The organism is Chitinophaga sp. ARDCPP14 (assembly GCF_051362515.1).
Lineage (GTDB): Bacteria > Bacteroidota > Bacteroidia > Chitinophagales > Chitinophagaceae > Chitinophaga.
Window position 1 is genome coordinate 604,278 of record NZ_JBKIXB010000002.1, and the last position, 22,194, is coordinate 626,471.

At 48.0% G+C, this 22,194-nt stretch carries 18 protein-coding genes; 9 read left to right on the top strand and 9 right to left on the bottom strand.

Annotated elements, in window-relative coordinates; translation table 11 throughout:
• Window positions 1-19 precede the first annotated feature (19 nt).
• Genes ACLHR0_RS07140 through ACLHR0_RS07150 form a run of 3 tightly spaced genes read left to right on the top strand, consistent with a single transcriptional unit; the run spans window position 20 to window position 3,975 of the window.
• Window positions 20-1,759 (top strand): GMC family oxidoreductase, encoded by a 1,740-nt coding sequence (locus ACLHR0_RS07140; protein ID WP_436485575.1) that lies wholly within the window; start codon window positions 20-22, stop codon window positions 1,757-1,759.
• A gap of 17 nt (window positions 1,760-1,776) precedes the next feature.
• The gene (locus tag ACLHR0_RS07145) at window positions 1,777-2,472 is read left to right on the top strand and encodes a gluconate 2-dehydrogenase subunit 3 family protein (RefSeq protein WP_436485577.1); all 696 of its coding nucleotides are present in this window, start codon (window positions 1,777-1,779) and stop codon (window positions 2,470-2,472) included.
• 48 nt (window positions 2,473-2,520) lie between these two features.
• Window positions 2,521-3,975, top strand: a complete 1,455-nt coding sequence (locus ACLHR0_RS07150; protein WP_429043008.1) for a Gfo/Idh/MocA family protein — start codon at window positions 2,521-2,523, stop codon at window positions 3,973-3,975.
• Window positions 3,976-4,053: 78 nt separating this feature from the next.
• Here the strand turns inward: ACLHR0_RS07150 and ACLHR0_RS07155 are convergent, their stop codons facing one another.
• Window positions 4,054-5,808, bottom strand: coding sequence for a RagB/SusD family nutrient uptake outer membrane protein (locus ACLHR0_RS07155; RefSeq protein WP_436485580.1), 1,755 nt, complete (start codon window positions 5,806-5,808; stop codon window positions 4,054-4,056).
• A gap of 10 nt (window positions 5,809-5,818) precedes the next feature.
• Complete coding sequence (locus ACLHR0_RS07160) at window positions 5,819-8,887, bottom strand: SusC/RagA family TonB-linked outer membrane protein (protein WP_436485581.1); 3,069 nt, start codon at window positions 8,885-8,887, stop codon at window positions 5,819-5,821.
• 333 nt (window positions 8,888-9,220) lie between these two features.
• Here ACLHR0_RS07160 and ACLHR0_RS07165 point away from each other — a divergent pair, with 333 nt between their 5' ends.
• A complete protein-coding gene (locus tag ACLHR0_RS07165; RefSeq protein ID WP_436485583.1) occupies window positions 9,221-9,877 on the top strand; it encodes a hypothetical protein in 657 nt (218 codons plus the stop codon).
• On the opposite strand, the gene ACLHR0_RS07170 is transcribed toward ACLHR0_RS07165, so the two are convergent.
• The 3 genes from ACLHR0_RS07170 to ACLHR0_RS07180 form a co-directional block, all read right to left on the bottom strand.
• The gene (locus ACLHR0_RS07170) at window positions 9,874-11,166 is read right to left on the bottom strand and encodes a D-alanyl-D-alanine carboxypeptidase/D-alanyl-D-alanine-endopeptidase (RefSeq protein WP_436485585.1); all 1,293 of its coding nucleotides are present in this window, start codon (window positions 11,164-11,166) and stop codon (window positions 9,874-9,876) included. The two genes, ACLHR0_RS07165 and ACLHR0_RS07170, sit on opposite strands and share 4 nt — an antisense overlap.
• Window positions 11,167-11,271: 105 nt before the next feature.
• Entirely contained in the window at window positions 11,272-12,603 is a 1,332-nt protein-coding gene (locus tag ACLHR0_RS07175) for a Gfo/Idh/MocA family protein (RefSeq protein WP_429043018.1), read from the bottom strand.
• A 40-nt stretch (window positions 12,604-12,643) separates the two neighbouring features.
• Window positions 12,644-13,612, bottom strand: coding sequence for a formylglycine-generating enzyme family protein (locus ACLHR0_RS07180; RefSeq protein WP_370908817.1), 969 nt, complete (start codon window positions 13,610-13,612; stop codon window positions 12,644-12,646).
• Between the two features lie 176 nt (window positions 13,613-13,788).
• Between ACLHR0_RS07180 and ACLHR0_RS07185 the strand changes: the two genes are divergently transcribed.
• The 4 genes from ACLHR0_RS07185 (at window position 13,789) to ACLHR0_RS07200 (ending at window position 17,400) form a co-directional block, all read left to right on the top strand.
• Window positions 13,789-14,721 carry a hydroxypyruvate isomerase family protein gene (locus ACLHR0_RS07185; RefSeq protein WP_370908818.1) on the top strand — a complete coding sequence of 311 codons (933 nt, stop codon included), beginning with the start codon at window positions 13,789-13,791 and terminating at the stop codon, window positions 14,719-14,721.
• 105 nt (window positions 14,722-14,826) lie between these two features.
• The gene (locus tag ACLHR0_RS07190) at window positions 14,827-15,177 is read left to right on the top strand and encodes a phage holin family protein (protein WP_370908819.1); all 351 of its coding nucleotides are present in this window, start codon (window positions 14,827-14,829) and stop codon (window positions 15,175-15,177) included.
• A 34-nt stretch (window positions 15,178-15,211) separates the two neighbouring features.
• A complete protein-coding gene (locus ACLHR0_RS07195; RefSeq protein ID WP_436485588.1) occupies window positions 15,212-17,185 on the top strand; it encodes an alpha-ketoacid dehydrogenase subunit alpha/beta in 1,974 nt (657 codons plus the stop codon).
• A gap of 71 nt (window positions 17,186-17,256) precedes the next feature.
• Window positions 17,257-17,400: a hypothetical protein gene (locus ACLHR0_RS07200; protein WP_370908821.1), complete on the top strand. Its 144-nt coding sequence runs from the start codon at window positions 17,257-17,259 to the stop codon at window positions 17,398-17,400.
• Between the two features lie 73 nt (window positions 17,401-17,473).
• Here ACLHR0_RS07200 and ACLHR0_RS07205 read toward each other — a convergent pair whose 3' ends face one another.
• The 3 genes from ACLHR0_RS07205 to ACLHR0_RS07215 all read right to left on the bottom strand — a co-directional run bounded on the left by ACLHR0_RS07205 (window position 17,474) and on the right by ACLHR0_RS07215 (window position 19,364).
• On the bottom strand, window positions 17,474-18,016 hold the full coding sequence (locus ACLHR0_RS07205; RefSeq protein ID WP_429043028.1) for an O-acetyl-ADP-ribose deacetylase: 543 nt from the start codon (window positions 18,014-18,016) through the stop codon (window positions 17,474-17,476).
• A 4-nt stretch (window positions 18,017-18,020) separates the two neighbouring features.
• Window positions 18,021-18,773: an NYN domain-containing protein gene (locus ACLHR0_RS07210; RefSeq protein ID WP_079471435.1), complete on the bottom strand. Its 753-nt coding sequence runs from the start codon at window positions 18,771-18,773 to the stop codon at window positions 18,021-18,023.
• A 120-nt stretch (window positions 18,774-18,893) separates the two neighbouring features.
• Window positions 18,894-19,364 carry a Dps family protein gene (locus ACLHR0_RS07215; protein ID WP_370908823.1) on the bottom strand — a complete coding sequence of 157 codons (471 nt, stop codon included), beginning with the start codon at window positions 19,362-19,364 and terminating at the stop codon, window positions 18,894-18,896.
• 178 nt (window positions 19,365-19,542) lie between these two features.
• On the opposite strand from ACLHR0_RS07215, the gene ACLHR0_RS07220 reads away from it, so the two are divergent.
• On the top strand, window positions 19,543-20,727 hold the full coding sequence (locus ACLHR0_RS07220) for an MFS transporter (RefSeq protein ID WP_436485591.1): 1,185 nt from the start codon (window positions 19,543-19,545) through the stop codon (window positions 20,725-20,727).
• Here the strand turns inward: ACLHR0_RS07220 and ACLHR0_RS07225 are convergent.
• The gene (locus ACLHR0_RS07225; protein ID WP_436485593.1) at window positions 20,717-22,162 is read right to left on the bottom strand and encodes a DNA recombination protein RmuC; all 1,446 of its coding nucleotides are present in this window, start codon (window positions 22,160-22,162) and stop codon (window positions 20,717-20,719) included. The two genes, ACLHR0_RS07220 and ACLHR0_RS07225, sit on opposite strands and share 11 nt — an antisense overlap.
• Window positions 22,163-22,194: the final 32 nt, after the last annotated feature.

Consider the following 22,194-nt stretch of genomic DNA (forward strand, 5'->3'; position numbering starts at 1 on the left):
GTCTAAAATATCCACGCAAATGGCTTTCGAAATCAAAAAACAGGGGAAGGTTTATGACGTTTGTATTGTTGGTTCCGGCGCCGGAGGAGGCATGGCCGCAAAAATCCTGTCGGATGCCGGCCTGAAAGTAGCCCTTCTGGAAGCGGGCCCTAAATACGATCCGGCCGACCCGGAGCAGGCAACACAGCTGAAATGGTCATATGAATCGCCCAGAAGAGGAGCCAGTACCACCCGTCCTTTCGGCGACTTCGACGCATCCTATGGCGGATGGGAGCTCAACGGTGAACCTTACACGAAAAAAAACGGAACTGAATTCGACTGGTTCCGCTCCCGCATGCTGGGAGGCAGAACCAACCACTGGGGCCGCATCTCACTGCGGTTTGGCCCCCGCGACTTCAAACACAAAAGTTATGATGGCCTCGGCGACGACTGGCCCATTACCTACGATGAGGTGGCGCCCTTTTACGACCGGGTAGATAAGATGATCGGCGTGTTTGGCAGCAAAGAAAACCTGCCCAACGAACCGGATGGCTTCTTTCTGCCTCCACCTAAACCCCGGCTCCATGAGCTGATGGTGAAAAAAGCAGGCGATCGTTTAGGCATCCCCGTTATTCCGGCGCGCTTATCGATATTAACCCGCTCCGTAAATAAAGACCGCAGCCCGTGCTTCTTTTGCAGCCAGTGTAACCGCGGCTGTACCGTGTACGGCGACTTCTCCGCTTCTTCAGTACTGGTGAAGCCAGCCATGAAAAGCGGACATGTGGACCTGTATACCAACGCCATGGTGCGGGAAGTATTAACAGACGGCAATGGCAAAGCCACCGGCGTAGCTTACGTAGATAAAACAGACCTGCAGGAATATTCCGTAAACGCACGGGTAGTTGTACTGGCCGCCAGCGCCTGCGAATCGGCCCGCTTGCTGCTGAACTCAAAATCAGCCAAACATCCTAACGGATTGGCCAACTCCAGCGGTGTAGTAGGTAAATACCTCCACGACTCAACCGGTTCTTCACGCGGAGGCTTCCTGCCCCAGCTGATGGACCGCAAACGATATAATGAAGACGGCGTAGGCGGCATGCATATGTATGTTCCCTGGTGGGGCGATAACAAGAAACTGGACTTCGCCCGCGGCTATCACATCGAATTTGGTGGCGGCATGCACATGCCGGGATATGGCTTCGGCTTCGGCATGGAAAATATGAACGGCCGGGCGCCTGGTCGTGATGGCCAAACCAAAGCAGCCGGTGGCTACGGCGCTTCACTGAAAGATGATTACCGCCGCTTTTATGGCTCCCAGATCGGCTTTGCCGGCAGGGGCGAATGTATTGCGCGGGAAGATAACTACTGCGAAATAGATCCGAACGTGGTGGATAAATTCGGTATTCCGGTACTGCGTTTTAACTACACCTGGAGCGATCATGAAATCAAACAGGCCAAACACATGCAGGATACGTTTGAACAGATCATTCATGAAATGGGCGGCATCGCCTTTGGTACCAAGCCGGGAGCCGATACCAAATACGGACTGGAAAACCCGGGCCGCATTATTCATGAAGTAGGTACCACCCGCATGGGTGACGACCCAAGCAAATCCGTGCTGAATAAATTTAACCAGGCACACGAAGTAAAAAATCTCTTCGTTGTAGATGGTGGCGCGTTTGTGTCACAGGCAGATAAAAACCCTACCTGGACCATACTCGCGCTATCTATGCGGGCATCTGAATATATCGTGGATCAATTGAAAAAACAGAATCTCTAATCTTTTAAGTTTTTTTCATGGATAGAAGAGAATCACTCAAAGCGCTTGCACTGGGAACGTTATCAGTTGGTACCATTTTATCTGCCACCAGTTGTGAAGATAAAAAAACAACGGCTGATAAAAATGATCATCCCAATGTGAAAACCACCGGCTATGGCCGTACTCCGGAAGAAGTGCTGCGGGATAAATCGTTAACAGAACAAAAGTTCTTTACCGACGCCGAAATGAAAACCATCACCATCCTGGCGGATATCATTATCCCGGCAGATGAACATTCCGGCAGCGCCTCCGATGCAAAAGTGCCGGAGTTTATAGAATTTATTGTAAAAGATATACCGGAGCATCAATTGCCTATGCGCGGCGGACTACGCTGGCTGGATATGCAATGTGCCAAACGGTATAATAAGTCATTTGCAGAAAGCAGTGCAGAACAACGTATCGCCGTAGTGGACCTGATTGCCTGGCCGGGAAAAGCGTCCCCGGAAAACAGCCAGGGCGTCGCATTTTTCAACCGCATGCGTAATCTCACTGCCACAGGCTTTTTCACCAGTAAAATGGGCATCAAGGATCTGAACTACATCGGTAATACGCCCAACGAATGGGATGGCGTACCTGACGATGTATTAAAGCAGTACGGTTATGCCTATGATGAAAAAACACTGGCTACCTGTCTGAAAATCGAAGACAGGGGCAAGCTGATGACCTGGGAATAACGATCAAACTTGCTATTTCATAATTTAAATCCAGAAAACTTCACATCAATGATTCCAGAAAAAAAGAATGAGGGAGAAAACGGTGTTTCCCGCAGATCATTCCTGAGAAACGGTGCGCTCGCCGCCGCCGGTTTCATGATAGTTCCACGTCATGTATTAGGCCGTGGCTTTGTAGCGCCAAGCGATCGCCTGCGGGTAGCAGGTATCGGCGTAGGCGGTAAAGGCTTCAGCGATATATCTGAATTTGCTAAAGGTCCGGCTGATATTACTTTCCTGTGTGATGTAGATAAACGTCGCGCAGCCGAAGCCGTGAAGAAATTCCCTAAGGCAAAGTTCTATACCGACTTCCGGGAAATGTTTGACAAGGAACACAAAAACTTCGATGCTGTGTCTGTGTCCACACCGGATCACACACACGCCGTAGCAACAATGGCCGCTATGCAGCTGAAGAAGGATGTATATGTGCAAAAACCATTAACCCACGACATCTACGAAGCACGTATGCTTACACAGGGCGCCAACAAATACAAGGTAGTAAGCCAGATGGGTAACCAGGGCTCTTCCGGCGATGGCGTTCGTCAACTGATGGAATGGTACAATGCCGGACTTGTTGGTGATGTACACACCATCTACTGCTGGACAGACCGTCCGGTATGGCCACAGGGCGTTCCCTGGCCAACCACCCGCGAGGAAGTTCCTGCAGAACTGAACTGGGACCTGTGGTTAGGTACCGCTCCTAAAAAAGATTACGTGGGTAACCTCGTGCCTTTCAACTGGCGCGGCTGGTGGGATTATGGTACCGGCGCTATCGGCGACATGGGCTGTCATATCATTGAACCTCCTTTCCGTGTATTGGGCCTGGGCTATCCCACTTCTGTTGAGTGCAGCGTTGGTAGCGTATACGTGGGAGAATTCACCCGCGGATATTTCCCGGAAAGCTGCCCTCCTTCTTCCCATGTAATTATGAAATTCCCCGGAAAGAATGGCAAGGAAGTAACCCTTCACTGGATGGACGGTGGTATTCAACCAGAGCGTCCGGAAGAACTGGGACCCAACGAAACAATGGGCGACGGTGGTAACGGCGCCTTGTTTATCGGTGATAAAGGCAAAATGATGTGCGGTACCTACGGTATGTATCCTAAGTTGCTGCCTACTTCCCGCACTACAGAAGCAAATGTGCCGCAAACTATTGCACGCGTACCGGAAGGCCACTACGTACAATGGGTAAACGCTGCTATTGCCGGTTACGGCAGCAAACAACAGAAAGCGCTGAGCTCTCCGTTCGATATTGCCGGTCCGCTTACAGAAACGATCCTGATGGCTAACCTGGCTATCCGTAGCTTCGATATCCGTAAGGCAAAAGCAAATGGTAAAGGCTTTGATTACCCGGGCCGTTATATCAAACTGCTCTGGGATGGTAACAATATGAAGATTACCAACTTCGACGAAGCCAACCAGTTTGTGAAACGCACTTACCGCGATGGCTGGTCACTGGGCGTATAAATGATATCCATATAAAAAGAAAATGCCGCGATAATCCGCGGCATTTTTCTTTTATGAAAAGCTGGTACATGAATCCCGCTATTGATAATCGTCTTGTTGTTTCAGGTTACTGTTCTTCCTGATTTCATTGGCAGGAATAGGCAGTAAGTAATTCTTCGCCTTATTAAATTTACGGGACTGGATACTGTATACATGGTATACAAAAGGATGTCCGGCAATCATTGATCCCAACACCTCAATGCCAAAAGCATTTTCATTAAAAGCCGTTTCGGCATCCCTCCACCTGCGGGCATCAAAGAAACGGTGTTCTTCATAAGCCAGTTCATACCGTCTTTCATATTTCAACACGGCCCATAAAGCGGCTCCGGATGCAGTAGTAGCAGGCATCCCGGCACGTTCGCGTACCTTATTCAATATAATACGGCCGTTCGCCTCATCGCCATATCCAATAGCTGCTTCTGCATAGTTCAGCAGAATTTCTGCATACCGGAAGAAGATCCAGGACTGGTCGCCTCGGAAGAACTGGGCATCCAGGTTTTTGTCCATAAACTTACGCAGGTAATAACCGGAGTAAGTACCATTCCAGTTTTCGATGGTACTGTTGCGGGTATCAAGTCCCCACACACTGTCCCTTCCATTAGCGGCTTCATATTTCCCGGTTTGTATCACTCCTACCGGGTCCGTTTTGGCGGCATCGGAAGGACGTGGTTTCCACTTAGCCCCATCATATAAAATGGTGGCGTAAAAGCGGGGATCCCGGTTTTCATACGGCGCCTTTGCCTGGGCAGCATTGCTCCATGAAAAAGCAGTACCATCTTTCATCTGGTAGCCGGTCACAAAATTCTCAATAGGCACATTTCCGCCCCAGTTGTGATACCCGTTAGGACCATTGTACAGGTCGTGAGAAGTACCCAGTAATGCTTTATCATATTGCTTAACAAAGATCATCTCCGGGTTATCTTTATCGAGGAACACCCGGGTATAGTTCTCTACCGGGTTGGCGGTAGGCTGGTAAAGGCTGTAAGTGTTAAGGTCCATTACCGCTTTTGCCGCATCCATTGCCAGTTTGTAGCGGTCTTTTTGTAAGCCGGATTTATACCCCATTAAGTCATTAGGCACTTTCGCATCATTGAACAGGTTGCTGGCGGCGTAAAGCAGTATCCTGGATTTCAGGGCCATAGCAGCGCCCCTCGTCACTCTTCCTTTGCTTGCCACGGCATCATAGGTGGCCGGTAGTTGTTGTGTAGCCAGGTCACATTCCGCTGCAATGAACTTAATACATTCGTCGAAAGTGGCTCGCTTCACACTCAGGATCTCCTGTTCATCTCCCTTAATATTAAAAGTTTTGGTGATCAACGGAACACCGCCATAGTATCTCACCAGCATGTGATAATACCAGGCCCGCATAAAATGCACTTCGCCTGTCATGCGTGTCCGCACGGCTTCATCGGTCAAAGGCACGTCTGCAATTTTCTCCAGGAACATATTACAGTTACGGATAGCCTTGTAGTGCAAATCCCATCTGGCAAAATCGTTGATGGCGCCCACATCATCGGCGGAGGCGTTACCCTGCACCACCCTGGAGGTATTGTAGTCGTGGATAAACCGGCTTTCGTCTGTCATGGAGGAAAGCATTACTTCAAGGAAACCGGGACGCATCTGTACATACAGGTCGTTTACAAATGCCTGTACCAGGCCCACATCTTTCCACACGTCATTTTCTTCATACTCGGTTAAAGGCTTCTTTTCGAGGAAGTCTTTATTGCAACCGGCGGAAACCGCACATAGTAGAAACGCTCCCGCTATATATCTGATAATTGTTGTTTTCTTCATGGCACATTAATTAAAAGGTTACGTTTAATCCCACATTATAAATCTTGGTTTGTGGATAGAACTGTCCGCTTCCACTTGGCGCTTCGGGGTCAAAAATCTTCACTTTGTCGATGGTAACCAGGTTCTGGCCACTTACATATACCCGGAGGTTTTGCAGTCCAATCCGTTTGCAAAGGGCGGTAGGTATGTTGTAACCAAGATCCAGGGTTTTTAAACGGACATAGTTGGTATTCCAATACCAGAAAGTATTCTGACGGTTTACCCAGTACTCACGGTCACGGTCGTACGCTCTTGGCCATGATCCGTTGATATTGTCTTCTGTCCAGCGGTCTTTTACATATGCCATCGGGAAGTTCCCAATCAAACCGGATTCTGTACGCAGGTACTGGCTTGCGCCTGTAGCGCCCTGCCACAGCATGGTGAAGTCGAAGTTTTTGAACTTGGCGGTCATGGTCAACCCGAAAATCCAGGTAGGATTTTCTGTACGGTCCATGCGAATACGGTCCAGGTCATCAATGGCGCCATCGCCGTTTTTGTCCAGGAAGATAACGTCGCCAGCTCTTGCGCCGCCAACGTGCGGGCTTTTATCCACTTCATCCTGTGTTTTATAAATACCAATGGCTTGGTAATACAGTGGTGCGCCTATCTGTTTGCCGGTAGCCTGCTGATATGCGGGCAGGTTCGGCGTTTCGTCGAAGAACAGTACTTTATTTTCTGCGTGAGTAACGGTTCCTATAATTTCATAATGGAATTTTTTGATGTCGTTCTTGTGGCTCAGCACCAGTTCAAACCCTTTGTTTTCCACCTTGGCAATATTTTCCTGCGGCAGGGTCATACCGGTATAGCCGGGCATCGACTGGCTGCGGCTGGCGAGGATATTGGATCTTTTAGTCAGGAAGTAATCTCCTTCAAAGGCCAGTTTATCTCCCAGTATTTTTGCTTCGATACCGAAATCATAGTTGTTGGCTACTTCCCAGGTAATAGACTCGTTGGGCGACCGCAGCTGGTAAAGGCCTTTATTCAGGTCTCCGCCCAGCATTACACCACCGGCACTGAATCCATAGGTGCTCAGGTACTGGAACGGATCGATCTGGTCATTACCCATTTGTCCCCAGGACGCGCGCACTTTAAAGTAGTCCAGTGTGCGGATGCTTTTTTTCCAGAAGGCTTCATTAGACAATACCCAACCTGCGGAAGCACCGGGAAACAGCCCCATACGGCGGCCTTCCGGGAAATTCTGGGAGCCATCGTAACGCATGTTGTAATCAAACAGGTAGGTTTCCTTGTAGTTATAGGATATACGCCCGAAGTAATTGCGGCGCGCATATTCAAAGCCGCTGCCGGCATTATTCTTTTCTTTGTCGCCACCCAAATTCAACTGGTCCAGCTTATCACTGATAAAGTACCTGCGGTTTGCAGAGAAGCCATCATTTTTCAGTGTGGCCTGTTCAAAGGCGATGAAGCTGCTGAGATTATGCTTCCCGAAAGAACGTACATAATTCACTTTGAAGTTGACAGTGGTTTGGCGCAGCGTACTAAACTGTTCCGTTAGTTCAGGCGCGCTTACACCCCTGGAACCCGCATTCAGCTTATGCGTAGGATCATTGGCATCTGCCAGCGTGTATAATGTCCAGGGTTTAATGTACGATTTGTAGAAGTCGAAGTTCTGATCGTAGGCAAAGCTACCATCTACAAACAATCCTTCTACTCCCGGAATATTTACAACGGCCGACATGTTGGTGTTGATCACATAGTTCTTATCGTTGGTGTAACCGATTGCATTTGTTCCTGTAACAACGGGGTTATCGCCGTATTCAATATCAGGTCCGGGCAGTCCGTTGGGCCAGATAGCGTTTTCTGTAGGACGGCCGCGCATCAGGGATCTGAAAATAGACCCGGCGCTGCGTGGAGGAAAGTTCCTGTTTTCCAGGCGTCCTGCCAGGTCGAAACGCAGGCGGATGTAATCACTCACTACTGCATCGAGGTTAGCCCTTACGTTCTGTTGTTTGTAATTGGTGGCACTGCTTTTATAAATACCGTCCTGGAATAAGGATCCGAGGGAAACGTAGTAAGACATTTTCTCTGTACCGCCGCTGAGCGACAGATCATGCCTGTTTTGCAAAGAGTATTTTTTAATCGCTGCATCGTACCAGTTGGTATTGGGATAGAGCCACGGATCGGAGCCGTCTCCAAATTTCTTGATCTGTTCATCTGTATACTTCGGAGCGTCTCCTCCATACTTTAAAATTTCGTTCACCACTTTGGCGTACGTAGGCGCATCCGCCATTTCCGGCAGCCTGGTAGGCGTTACAAACGACTGGTTGAAGCCATAGCTCAGGGTCGGTTTACCTCCTTTACCGCGTTTGGTGGTAACGAGGATAACGCCATTGGCCGCGCGGGAACCATAAATGGCCGCGGCAGCATCTTTCAGAATGGACACACTTTCGATGTCGTTGGGGTTCATGCGCTCAAAACCATCGCGCGGGAAACCATCAATTACAACGAGCGGATTACTGTTTCCTAAAGTACTGCGGCCACGGATAAAAATACGGGAGCCGTCGTAACCGGGCTCTCCACTGTTGTTAACGGCAATAATGCCGGGAATACGGCCAACAAGCGAGTTAGAGATATTAACGTTAGGTGACTGCTGTAACTCGGCGCCTTTTACAGAGGATACTGCGCCGGTTTTTGTAACTTTTTTCTGTGTACCATAACCTACTACTACGTACTCGTCCAGGGTTTTCTGGTTCTCTTTCAATACAACATTCTGGGTTGTCTTTCCGTCTACTTTCAGCTCCTGTGCATCAAAGCCAATGTACTGGAATACGAGTACCGCATCTTTTTTAACATCGGTTAATACATAGTTGCCTTTTTCATCGGAGGTGGCGCCTTTCTTGGTGTCTTTCACCAACACCGTAACCCCGGGCAGCGGGTTACCGTTGATGTCTTTAACCTTTCCCTTAACTGTTAGATTTCCTTGTTGCCATACACTGGGTAATGGCGCGCGCGCAGTGATGGCGCTGCTGGTGGTCGCAAACAGGCATAGCAATAGCATAGCCTTTGCATAACGTGGGTTCATGCTACAAGTGATTTTGGAAGATGATGAAAATTTGTCTGTTAACTAGCTTTTCATAACGACGAAACGGGTATTCATGTCTATGTAAGATAAACATGAAAAGTTTAATTATTTTCTAAAAATAAATGTCTCAAATACAATTATTTTAAAATTTCTTCCTTAAAAAAACGAATAAATGTAATTTCTACTCGTATGAGTATTTGAGCGGCTAACCGGAGCAGCTGGTTATTATATTATTAAAAAAACCACTGGCAAACAGCCCGGCGGTTTTTTTTGCATAATTTTATACCCTGAAGCGTTATTTAAACGTTATAGTAACATCAACCATATGGTTTTATGAAAAAACGTTACTTTCTCATAGCTATCCTTTCAATGGTTACCTTATTGTTCTCCTGCAGTAAGGAAATGAGCGATGAAGGAGAAGGTGCATTACCTTCCAACAGCAATTGCGAATATGCCCCCTATACGAACGGCTCCTCCTTTTCCTATATAAACGTAAATAGCTCCGAAGACACGACCAGCTACACCCTCACGGTTTCAGAAGATACTACCATCAACGGTGTAGTGTATAAAAAAGTGGGTAACGACAGTGTATTTACCTGCTCCAACTGTAAAGATGGCATCTATACGCAGGTGGCCAGCATCCTTACTTTCCAGGGTTACAGCGCCGACAGCCTCGAGCTTACTTATCTGAAAGACAATGTCCCCGTGGGCACCAGCTGGAAAGATACCATCACCGTGAACAACGGCGGAGTGACCACATCCGGCATCCTGGAATTTACGATTACAGAAAAGGATATCACCAAAACGGTGGGTGGCAAAAACTACGCCTCCGTGATCGCTGTAAAAATGGATGCCTATGCCATTGTTTTTGGCAACCCGGTTTCTGTGGGCACCATCTCCACCAGCTATTACGGCAAAGGGGTGGGACTGATAGAAGCTGATCAGCTGCACGACACCACCACCATCGTTTCCTATACCATAAAGCCTTAATAGGCTGTGCTTACCATCGTGAGCAACCGCTCTACCGCCCTTCTCACACTGGTAGCGGATTCATGATGATTATTCACCAATACACTGAATACCAGCGTTCTCTTTTTCTTCGTTTCCAGGTAACCGCTCAAGGCTACCACGCCATTCAGCGTACCCGTTTTGGCATGTACTTTCTGTTGCTGGTAGTAGTTCTTTAATGTTCCCCTCCCGCCGGTGGGGAAAATCTGCCAGAGGCGTTCCTGCGGGAACTGTTCGCGCATCAGGGTGAGCAGGGTTACAAAGTCGCGGGGCGTAAACAGGTTATACCGGGAAAGCCCGGAGCCATCCTCCCACTGCGGCGGATGCGGCAGGCTTTTGAGGTTGCCGGTAAGCAGGTAGCTAATTGTGCGGGCGCTGCTGATAGTGTCCCACAAAGCGGAAGCAGCCATCATCAGCGTTTGCTCTGCAAAAAAGTTATCACTGCGCTCCATCATCGGTATAAACAACGAATCTGCCGGGATACTTTTCAGTATTTTGAAGTTGCCGGCCGGCGGTATAACGGCCAGCCCTATACGCTTATGCAGCGTGTCTTCCAGCCGCTGCCGCAGCTCTTGTACAGACCCGGTAATAAAAGGAACTTCCGCATTCTCCAATGCCTTATCCTTCGGGTTGTATTTCAGGTAGAATAAATTATTGCGTTCGTCTCTCGATGTGATCGTTTCGCTCAGGGTATCATCTTCTGCAATATCCAGGTCATAGAAAGCAGGCACAATACTGTTGCTATTCCCCTGGTGACGGATACGTACCACATTACCGTACATGGGCCATTCATTCAGCTCCGGCTGATAGTCGTCGGCATAATCACCCCAGCCCCAGCCCGGGCCAAAACGTTGGTTGGTATTCACACCGGGTACCAGGTAAATCTTTTTAGTGGTTTGCTGCAACAACTGCAGCAGGGGTTGATAGTGATAGTCCGGGTGCAGAAAAGATGGGTCTCCCATTCCCTTTACAAAAAGGGCTGTATCATTTTCATAATACCGCGCCGCGGGAAGGGAATCTCCCAGCAACTTTAATCCTGCATACAACGAGAAGATCTTAGTATTGGATGCGGGGGTGAAAAACTTATTGTCCTGGTATTGATACCAGTATTTCCCGGTAGCCGGTTCATAAATACAGATGCCCACATGTGCCTGCTCCATTGGTATTTTATGAAGCAATTCTGCTTCCGCCCATTTCTTTATCGCTGCCACCTGGGCGGTTACACTTCCCCCGGTTATGACGGATATAATTACTACCAGTAATTTTTTCATAGATGGAAATTACGAATTGTGCATTACGAAACAGGGATTTGTGAGAAGACCATTTTATTGATCTTCCCCCAAATCCCTGATCCGTTCTTTACCTGGTAATTTTTATCAGGTAAAATATTTGGTAATACCTGGTTTTGCGTAAGCATAATTACCAGATGCATCCGGCATAACCGGTGGCTGCGCATCAAATGAGTATGATTTAGGATGCAGGTCCAGACCGGAGTTCAGCGCTACATTCCAGTCGATCACCTGACCGGAATAGGTTGCCAAACGGCCTATAATAGCAGAAAGGGTGGCTTGTGCGCCTCTTTCCGCATCTGCAAATTTGTATTCGCCTTTGGCAATGGCGGCAAACAGTTCATCGTGTTCCGTCTGGTAAGGATTGTTTTCCTTCTTCTTATCAAACTGGTATAACACTTTGCCTTTATGGTCCACTATCTGGGCTTTATCACAGAAGATACGACCCTTTGTTCCTACAATTTCCTCGTCTACTTTGCTGGGAGCGTCTTTCCAGTGGCGGCACTGGCTGTTCATTACTACGCCATTGGCATAACGGTACTCCACAAAGTGGTGGTCAAATATTTCACCAAACTCCTTGCCGGTACGCACGGCACGGCCGCCCATACCTCCTGCGGTAACAGGAGTAGCGCCCATAAACCAGTTGCCTACGTCAATATTGTGGATATGCTGTTCTACGATATGATCGCCGCACAGCCAGTTGAAATAATACCAGTTACGCATCTGGTATTCCATTTCAGTATATTCAGGTTTGCGTGGTTTTACCCAAAGTGCGCCCTGGTTCCACCACACCTGTGCCGACAGCATATCACCGATCATACCGTCCTGGAAGCGTTTGTATAGTTCGCGGTAAGAATTCTGGTAGCGGCGTTGTAAACCTACTACTACGTTCAGTTTTTTGGTTTTAGCTACCGCAGCAGCTTCCAGTACTTTTTTAATACCGGCGGGATCTGTTGCTACCGGTTTTTCCATGAAGATGTGTTTCCCCTGTTTAACCGCTTCTTCAAAATGAATGGGTCTGAAACCCGGAGGGGTGGCGAGGATCACTACATCTGCCAGCGCAATGGCTTGTTTGTAGGCATCGAAGCCGATAAATTTATTGCCTTCCGGAACGTTTACCCGGCTGGCTTTGTCGCCCAGTGCTTCTTTAATATCATTGAAGCTGTTATTCAACCTGTCGGGGAAGGCATCTGCCATCGCTACCAGCTGCACGTTTTCTTTTGTGCTGAGCGCCTGTGTAGCGGCGCCGGTACCACGGCCTCCGCAGCCAATGAGGGCTATTTTGATAACACCGGTAGATCCTGAGAAATAATTAGCTTTTGATAAAATAGGCATAGCCAGCAAACCGCCAGCAAGCAAAGTAGTTTGCTTTACGAATTCGCGGCGGCCTTCACCGTGGAATTTCTTTTCGTTGTCCATAAATGAATAAGATTTTTAGATTTTTGGATGTTGAATCTTTCTAGCGTGCACCTTTATATTTTGCGATCATCTCTTCAAAAAATGCTGTGGCTTCTGCTGCTGTTGGTTGTTTAACGGGTCTTACTATTCTGAAGCCAACAAAGGGGGCGTCTGCATTCCACCAGGAGCTTTTAGGAATCTGTGGGTCGCGGCGGTTCCAGATGGGGTCCGACTTCAGGCGGGCGGCGCTGCGGAGCAGCGGGGCTTCATCCTGGAAACTGCCGCCTTTCAGCAGCCGCGGGGTTTTAGCAGTTGGCTGTGTCCAGGGATCAGTAGCTGCCGCGTTGGCTACGCCATTTTCGTCGTATTGATCCAATGTCCATTCTTCCACATTGCCCAGCATATCATATAATCCCCAGGCATTGGGTTTCAGCTGTCCCACCTTATGGTATTTATTATCACTATTGCCCTGGAACCAGGCATACTCTTTCAGCTGACCGGCGTCGGCGCCAAAAGGATACGCGGTGGTGGAACCTGCCCGGCAGGCGTATTCCCACTCTGCTGCGGTGGGCAGGCGGTAAAAGACACCGGTTTTTATATACAGCCACTGGCAATACATCAGGGCCGCATACTGGCTCATACTGTTGGCGGGGAATCCACCGGATTTACCCATGCCCAGCGTAAGATCAATATATGGCGGGCTGGGACGGGTCATCCCGTCTGGTGTGGGTGTTTTATCCTTTTCCGCATCAGCATATATATCGTATTCGTCAAAAGTAACTTCAGTGGCGCCCATCCAGAAATCAGACACGCTTACCTTCTTTGCCGGGCCTTCATCTTTATTCCTTCCTTTTTCACTGTCGGGGCTTCCCAGTTGAAAGCTCCCCCCTTGTATAGGTACCATTTTAAAACTAACATCGGTTCCGGGGATCTGCTGGCTATAAGCTTCGAACGCCTGCTTTGATTGTGCTAAAACAACAACCTGGCTGAGCAATCCGCCCAGCATTAAGGTCACATACGGTTTAATCATCTAACGTGTTTGAAAATATAAGTGGGTGAATCTAAAAAAAACTAACGGGGAAAGCAATATTTTTTTATGAATGCGAAAATGAGCTGATGAATTGAAAAATTTTTATCAATATTAGTATTTCCTTAGAAAAGCGATTAAATTTAGCTCCCTGTCAATTATACAATCAATCAAACGTTATGGAAAGAAGAAAATTCCTGCAAAACGGCGCCCTGGCCGGTATTTCAGCGCTGGCAATGGGAGGCATCAGCAACACTGCACAAGCCGCCGGCGATAACAATGCCAGCCTGGCCGGAAAGCCGTTTAACATGAACTATGGCCCGCATGACGGCATGTTTAAAAACAGCGCCAATGGCGGTAACTTCCTGGACCAGATAAAATATATGTACGATCAGGGATTCCGGTCTATCGAAGACAATGGCATGCTGGGACGCTCTCCTGAGGAACAATCCAAAATAGGCGACCTCCTGAATAAATTAGGGATGACCATGGGCGTGTTCGTAGTAGATACCGGCAATAACTGGAAACCTTCCCTGGCCACAGGCAAACAGGAATTTAAAGATGCCTTTATTAAAACCTGCAAAGCCAGCGTAGAAACAGCCAAACGCTGCAATGCCAAATGGGCTACCGTGGTACCCGGCTACTTTGAACGCACACTTCCTATCGGTGTTCAAACCGCACATGTAATCGACGCACTACGCAGCGGCGCGGAAATTTTCGAACCGCATGGCCTCATCATGGTGCTGGAACCCCTGAGCGATAACCCCGACCTGTTTCTCCGTACCGCCGAACAAAGCTTTGAAATATGCAAGGCCGTTAAAAGCCCTTCCTGCAAAATATTATACGACATCTACCATATGCAGCGCAATACCGGCAACCTTATTCCTGTAATGGACTGGTGCTGGGACGAAATTGCCTACATCCAGATCGGCGATAACCCCGGTCGTAAGGAACCAGGCACCGGTGAAATCAATTATAAAAACATCTTTAAACATCTCCATAACAAAGGATATAAAGGTGTATTAGGCATGGAACACGGGATGGCCGGAAAAGGAAAAGAAGGCGAAGACGCACTGATAAAAGCATACCGCGAAGCAGACAGCTTTATATAACCACTGATATTTAGCTGTTGGCAGCAGATTACATGCCGGCCGCCAACAGCTAAACTTTGCCATTCACTTTTTTTTTCGCTAACTTAACTAGTAAAATGATCTACAATGGGTTTCCTGCTTCGTATACTAGTTAGTGCTTTGGCTGCCATGTTAACCGCTTACCTGCTGAAACCGGCAGTAAAAGTAGATAGCTTCATCACCGCGCTGATATTGGCGCTGGTGTTAGCACTGTTAAATGCCCTGGTTAAACCCCTGCTCATTTTACTCACGTTCCCGGTAACTATTGTTACCCTCGGGCTTTTCCTCTTTGTTATCAATGCCCTGATCATCCTGCTGGCCGCTAAACTGGTACCCGGTTTTAAAGTGGACGGTTTTTGGTGGGCCCTGCTTTTCAGTATAGTTATGACCATCATCAACAGCGTTATGATCAGCCTTGCCGGCGGTAACAACGATTAGCCATTACCTTTACTGCCTGTTAAAAAGCCAATTCATGCACTTTGACCGGTCAGACCTGAACGATGCGCAATTACAGTCTTTCTATAAAGCATTGGTATACCCACGGCTTATAGAAGAAAAAATGCTGCTGTTACTTCGGCAGGGTAAAATAAGTAAATGGTTCTCCGGCATCGGCCAGGAGGCTATTGCGGTAGGCGCTACCCTGGCGCTGGAAGCAGACGAGTGGATACTCCCCCTGCATCGTAACCTCGGTGTGTTTACAACCCGTGAAATGCCCCTCCACAAACTACTGCAGCAATGGCAGGGAAGTGAAAACGGCTACAGTAAAGGTCGCGAACGCTCCTTTCACTTTGGCAGCAAAGCACATCATATTTGCGGCATGATCTCGCATCTTGGCCCCCAGCTGTCTGTTGCCGATGGCATTGCACTGGCGCACCAGCTGAAAAAAGAAGAAAAGGTATCCCTCACTTTTACCGGTGAAGGCGGTACCAGCGAAGGAGAATTCCATGAAGCGCTCAATGTGGCGGCGGTATGGGGCCTGCCGGTCATCTTCCTGATAGAAAATAATGGCTACGGATTAAGTACCCCCGTCAGCGAACAATATCATTGCGCCAACCTGGTGGATAAAGCCATTGGCTACGGCATGGAAGGCGTACAGATAGATGGCAATAACCTGCTGGAAGTATATCAAACCATACGCACCGCAAGGGCCTATGCCATCAAGGAACAGAAACCCGTACTGATAGAGGCCATGACCTTCCGCATGCGCGGACATGAAGAAGCCAGCGGCATAAAATATGTGCCTCCGGAGCTGTTTGAAGCCTGGGGTAAAAAAGATCCCATTGCGCAATATGAATCCTTCCTGGTGCAGGCAAACATCCTTTCTGCAGAAAGTATTGCCGCCATCCGGGAAGAACTGAAGCATGAAATAGATGTACAGGTGGCCACGGGCTTTACCGATGTCCCTTTTTCCGCCGATACACAAACAGAGCTGAATGACCTCTATGCCCCGGCGCCCGCTCCGGTAGCCGCTTCTGGGCCGTCTTCAGAAAAACGGTTTATCAATGCCTTATCTGATGGTCTTAAACAGGCGATGGAACAACACCCTGAGCTGATCCTGATGGGGCAGGACATTGCAGCTTACGGCGGCGCTTTTAAAATCACCGAAGGCTTCCTGGAGCAGTTCGGCACAAACAGGGTGCGGAATACTCCCCTCTGCGAAAGCGCGATAATCGGCGCTGCGCTGGGCCTGTCTATCGGGGGATTCAAGAGCATGGTGGAAATGCAGTTTGCCGATTTTGTGACCTGTGGCTTTAACCAGATTGTGAATAACCTCGCCAAAATACATTACCGCTGGGGCCAGGCAGCCGATGTAGTGATCAGGATGCCCGCCGGTGGCGGTGTTGGCGCCGGTCCCTTCCATTCACAAACCAATGAAGCGTGGTTTACCCATGTTCCCGGCCTGAAAGTGGTATACCCTTCCAACCCGGCAGATGCAAAAGGCTTGCTGACCGCAGCTTTCGCCGATCCCAACCCGGTTCTGTACTTTGAGCATAAGGCACTGTACCGCAGCATCAGTGGGCCAGTACCTGATAATTATTACACCATTGAAATAGGAAAAGCCGCGCTGGTAAGGCCCGGAGAAGATATCAGCATCATTACCTGGGGCAGTGGCGTGCACTGGGCATTGGAGTATGCCCAACAGCACCCGGCGCTTTCGATCGCTATATTGGACCTGCGTACCCTGCTCCCACTGGATTACGCCGCTATCCGGGAAATAGTGGCCGCAACGGGTAAAGTGCTGATCCTGCATGAAGACACGCTGACAGGTGGCTTCGGCGCGGAAATCAGCGCCTGGATCGCCGAACACTGCTTTCCTCTCCTGGATGCACCGGTGATGCGGTGCGCCAGCCTGGATACCCCTGTGCCTTTTGCCGGCCCGCTGGAAAAAAATTTTCTCGCCAAAGCAAGGCTGGGCAAGTACATTCAGCAATTAACCAGCTGGTAACCGACCGTATGATTGGGAATATGCATTGAAAGTTTTAATTTGCATCCGGAATAATATAAAATCATTATACAATGTTGATGAATCTTTTAACAGTAGTACACACCACCAACTTCTATAAAGTTGGCGATAGTATCGGAGGCTTCCTGGCTCCTGTGGCCATTATCGTTTTTGCTGCCATGTTTATCTACGCATGGGTTAAGTACGCAAAGATCTAATTGCAATAGTTTTTCACATCGCATTATAAAAAGGGGCCATCTCAATGAGATGGCCCCTTCTATGTTTAGCGTATTATTCTTCGGGAGGTATATATTGATTATAATAGTGCCTTGTGTAACGTAAATTCTCTTCATCAAAACACACGAGGATCACTTCCTCTATTTCCGTGTTTTTCTCCAGGTACTTCACGATGGTATCCATGGCTATTTTCGCGGCAAGATCTTTAGGGAAATGGTAAATGCCGGTACTGATATTGGGGAAAGCGATACTTTTCAAATGATGCCGGGCCGCCAGCTCCAGTGAATGCCGGTAGCAATTGGCCAGCAGGATATCTTCTTCCCGGGTACCATTGTTCCAAACAGGTCCTACGGTATGTATAACATGTTTTGCCGGTAAACGGCCGGCAGTAGTGATTACTGCTTCTCCGGTTTTGCATCCTCCCTGCCGGGCAACAATAGCCCTGCAATCATTGAGTATTTCCGGTCCGCCTGCACGATGAATAGCGCCGTCTACACCGCCTCCGCCTAAAAGCGAAGAGTTAGCCGCATTAACAATGGCATCTGCCTTTACTTTCGTGATATCACCTTGAATGATACTGATCTTTCTATGTGCCATAGGATTATACAGTTCTTACATATACCAGTTTCCCGGTTTTCTTTCCACTTTCCCTGATGTCTATTTCAAAGTCCGGAAAACTTTTTAGCAATTGCACCAGTTTATTGAATCCAAAGTTACGGGAGTCAAAATCCGGTTGTTTCTTCAGCAACAGGTTCCCCAGTTCGCCCAGGTAGGCCCATCCGTCTTCGTCTGCAATATCATTGATACTGGTGGATATTAAAGATACCAGCTGCTTATCTGCTTTACTGATGCTGTTCCGTTTATCTTTAGTGGTTTTTGTGGTTTTCTCTGTATCTGTTTTCTTTTCTCTTACCTGTAAAATTTCCAGGTAAATAAATTTGTCGCACGCGGCCCTGAAGGCGCTGGGTGTTTTTTGTTCTCCCATGCCGTATACAATCATTCCGGCCTCCCGCAAGCGGGTAGCCAACCGGGTAAAGTCGCTGTCGCTGGATACGAGGCAAAAGCCATCCACCCTGCCGGTATACAGTATATCCATCGCATCAATGATCATAGCGGAATCGGTCGCATTTTTACCGGAGGTATAACTGTATTGCTGAATGGGAGTGATCGCATAGTCCAGGAGCACCCCTTTCCATCCTACCACCGTGGGTTTTGTCCAGTCGCCGTAAATTCTTTTAAAGGTAGGATTACCATACTTGGCTATCTCTTCCAGCATCCCTTTAATATTATGATACGGGATGTTGTCAGCGTCTATCAGCACTGCCAGGCGGAGGTCTTTCGTGGTATTATCCATTGTTTTAATTTTTGGGTTGAAGGGGAACACCAACAAATGTAGCCAATTACTGAAAACTAAAAACGTGCCGGCTGCAGTTATTTACTGCCACCAGCACGTCAGTTACTTCAAGTGATCTGTTTAGCTGAGGTATGCGCGGATCATCCAGGCCAGCTTCATGTGCTTTTGCAGCATTTGTGTGGCAAAATCTGCGGCTCCTTTATCTTTATATTTCTCATCGAATTCATCGATAAGCCTGCGCAGGTTACGGATAATGGTTTCATGATCATCCAGTAATTCCTTTAGTTGTTTTTTCTGATCGTTGGAATACTCCGACTCCAGCAGGTTGGTCAGTTTCAATACATCTGCATAGCGGCCTTCTGCATAATGTCCCAATGAACGGATGTATTCTGCTACTTCATCGCCAAAGTCCTGCAGCTCTTCATATTGTGCTTCATAGAACTTATGCATTTCCATGAAATTACTTCCTTCGATATTCCAGTGAGAATTGCGTGTTTTAGCATAAATCAGTAATTCGTCGGCCAGTACTTTATTCAATTCTAATGCTATTTGTTTTGTGTTTTCTGCTGAAACACCAATGTTTGCTTTCATATCATTGCGTTTTTTTGGTTACTATAAATTTAATATTTCCCTGGTTACCGGGCTATGATGATTATCATAATTTAACAACCGGTTAATATAAACAGGCTACTGCTGATTTTTGTTCATGAGATCGCCGGGGTGGCAATTACTTTGCTAAAATTGTACCATAGTTCCTAATTTTGTGTACATGTATCAGTCGAAGGAAAGCATCTACACGCTGCATTTTATACTACTTTGTCTTAGCAATGCGCTCTTTTCTGCCAGCTTCAATATGATGATCCCTGAGCTGCCGGCCTATCTTACCCGGATGGGTGGCGCGGATTACAAAGGATATATTATTGGCCTGTTCACCTTAATGGCGGGGCTGTCGAGGCCATTCAGCGGTAAGCTTACGGATACAATAGGACGTGTACCAGTTATGATTTTCGGGTCGCTGGTATGTGTAGTGTGCAGCCTGATTTACCCTTTAATCAGTACTGTAGGCGCATTCCTGTTACTGCGGTTCTTCCACGGGTTTTCTACGGGGTTTAAGCCTACGGGCACTTCTGCCTACGTATCCGATATGGTGCCGGTTACGCGGCGTGGTGAGGCTATGGGTATGGTAGGGTTATTCAGTACTATCGGTATGGCTATGGGGCCGGCTATTGGCGGATACGTGGCAGTACGATGGAATATTAACATCATGTTCCAGTTGTCTGCGGTGTTTGCGTTGTTGTCTGTAGTTATTCTCATAGGCATGAAAGAAACCCTTACCAATAAACAGCCGTTCCGGTTTTCCCTGTTAAGGATCTCCGGCAGTGAGATTTTTGAACCATTGGTTTGGTCGCCGGTGATCATCACTTTCCTTACTTATTTCAGTTATGGCGCTATTCTCACTATCATCCCGGATTTCAGCGCTTACCTGGGGATAAGCAATAAGGGTCTTTTCTTTACTTTCTTTACGGTGAGCTCTATCGGGATCCGGCTATTGGCGGGCAGGGTATCAGATCAGTTTGGCCGCGTACCTGTTTTAAAGATTTCAGCGCTGATGATGGCAGGTTCCATGCTGATGATGGCACTGGCGCACAATAGCATATTACTGCTTTCCTCAGCGGTGGTATATGGAATTTCCGTGGGGCTGAACTCCCCTGCCGTTACCGCCTGGACGGTAGATCTTGGCCGGCCGGAACACCGCGGGCGCGCGCTTGCCAGCATGTATATTGCTATGGAAGCCGGTATTGGCCTTGGTGCTTACTTTTCAGCCTTCATCTATAATAATCACGCGACTAATTTCCCTCTTACGTTCTATATATTTGCGGGCATTACGCTAATGGCCACTTTATATCTCAGTTTTATTTATAAGCCCCGGAAGGCCGCAGACGCTATTCACTAACATCTGCATCAGCAATCCCGGTTGCAGGAATTACGGTAATCTGCTCTTCTTCCTCAGGCAATGACAAGTCTGCTGCCGGATCTGACATCAAATCTTTTGGCAGCACCTTCTTATTATCAAGCCCCAGTTTCCGCATTCTTTCGGCGCGGCCTACGAGATTGCCATTCCCGGTGGAAAGCTTATTCATAGCGCTTTCATAAACATTCTGGCTACGTTTCAGGTGTTCCCCGATCAGGCCCATATCTTCTGCAAAGCCTACAAACTTATCATACAAGGCGCTTCCCTGTCGCACAATTTCTTCCGCATTCTTATTTTGTTTATCCAGCCGCCACATATTATCAATCACGCGTAAAGTGGCCAGTAAAGACGGCACGCTCACCAGTATGATTCTTTTACGGAAAGCGAAATCATACAAGTCCTCCTCCACCTGCATAATGGCCAGGGCATAAGCCGGCTCAATAGGAATAAACAACATCACAAAGTCGGTGGTGTTCTTGTATAGCGTATGATACGCTTTGGCGCTAAGTTCCGTTACATGGTTCTTCACCGATTGCAGGTGCATCCTGAGGGCATGCTTTTTTTCTTCTTCGTTGGTGGCACTGCAATATTGTTCATATGCCTTCAGCGATACTTTGGAATCGATCACCAGTTGCCTGTTTTCAGGCAATTGCAATACCAGGTCGGGTTTCCTCAGTTGCCCTGTTTCGTCACGCTGCGCATCCTGGGTAAAATAATGCACTCCCTTTTCCAATCCGGAAGCCTCCAATACCCTTTCCAGGATCATTTCCCCCCAGTTTCCCTGTTTTTTAGTGTCTGCCTTCAGAGCGTTCGTTAAGTTATTCGCCTCCTTGGACAATGTTTGATTGAGCAGTAACAGCCGCTGCAACTCATTCTTCAATTCGGTGCGCTGCGCCGTTTCCGCTACCAGCGATTGCTGCACACTACTGCGGAAGTTATCAATTTTCTCCGCCAGCGGCTTCAGTACGTCGTCCATTTTCACTTTGTTCTGCTCCATGAACGTACCGGAAATACGGTGCAACAGCTGCTGCGCTATATTCTCAAACTGGATTTTAAAATCCTGCTGTACCTGTTGCAGCCGCTCCTTTTCCCCGCTCAACTGCAGCTGGAGATATTTATTCTGCTCCATGATACGGCCCTGCTCCGACATCAGCACCGAAAACTCTTCGTTTAACCGTTCCAGTTGTTCCTGCTTCTCTTTTACTAACATCCCTTTATCATCCAGCATATTCTGCAGGTACTCCTGCCGGGCCTCCAGCAGGTTATATTTTTCCTGCAGGGCCGCCTGGCTGGCTTGCCAGGCCTGCTGCTGCTGCGCCAGCACTGCTTCCTGCACCCGCTGCTGCTGTTTAGCCGCGAATAAAAGATAGCCAAGCACCAGTATCGCAATTCCCGAAATGACTATTAGTATGATCATGATAATTTCCTCTGAAAGCAAAATAACTTATT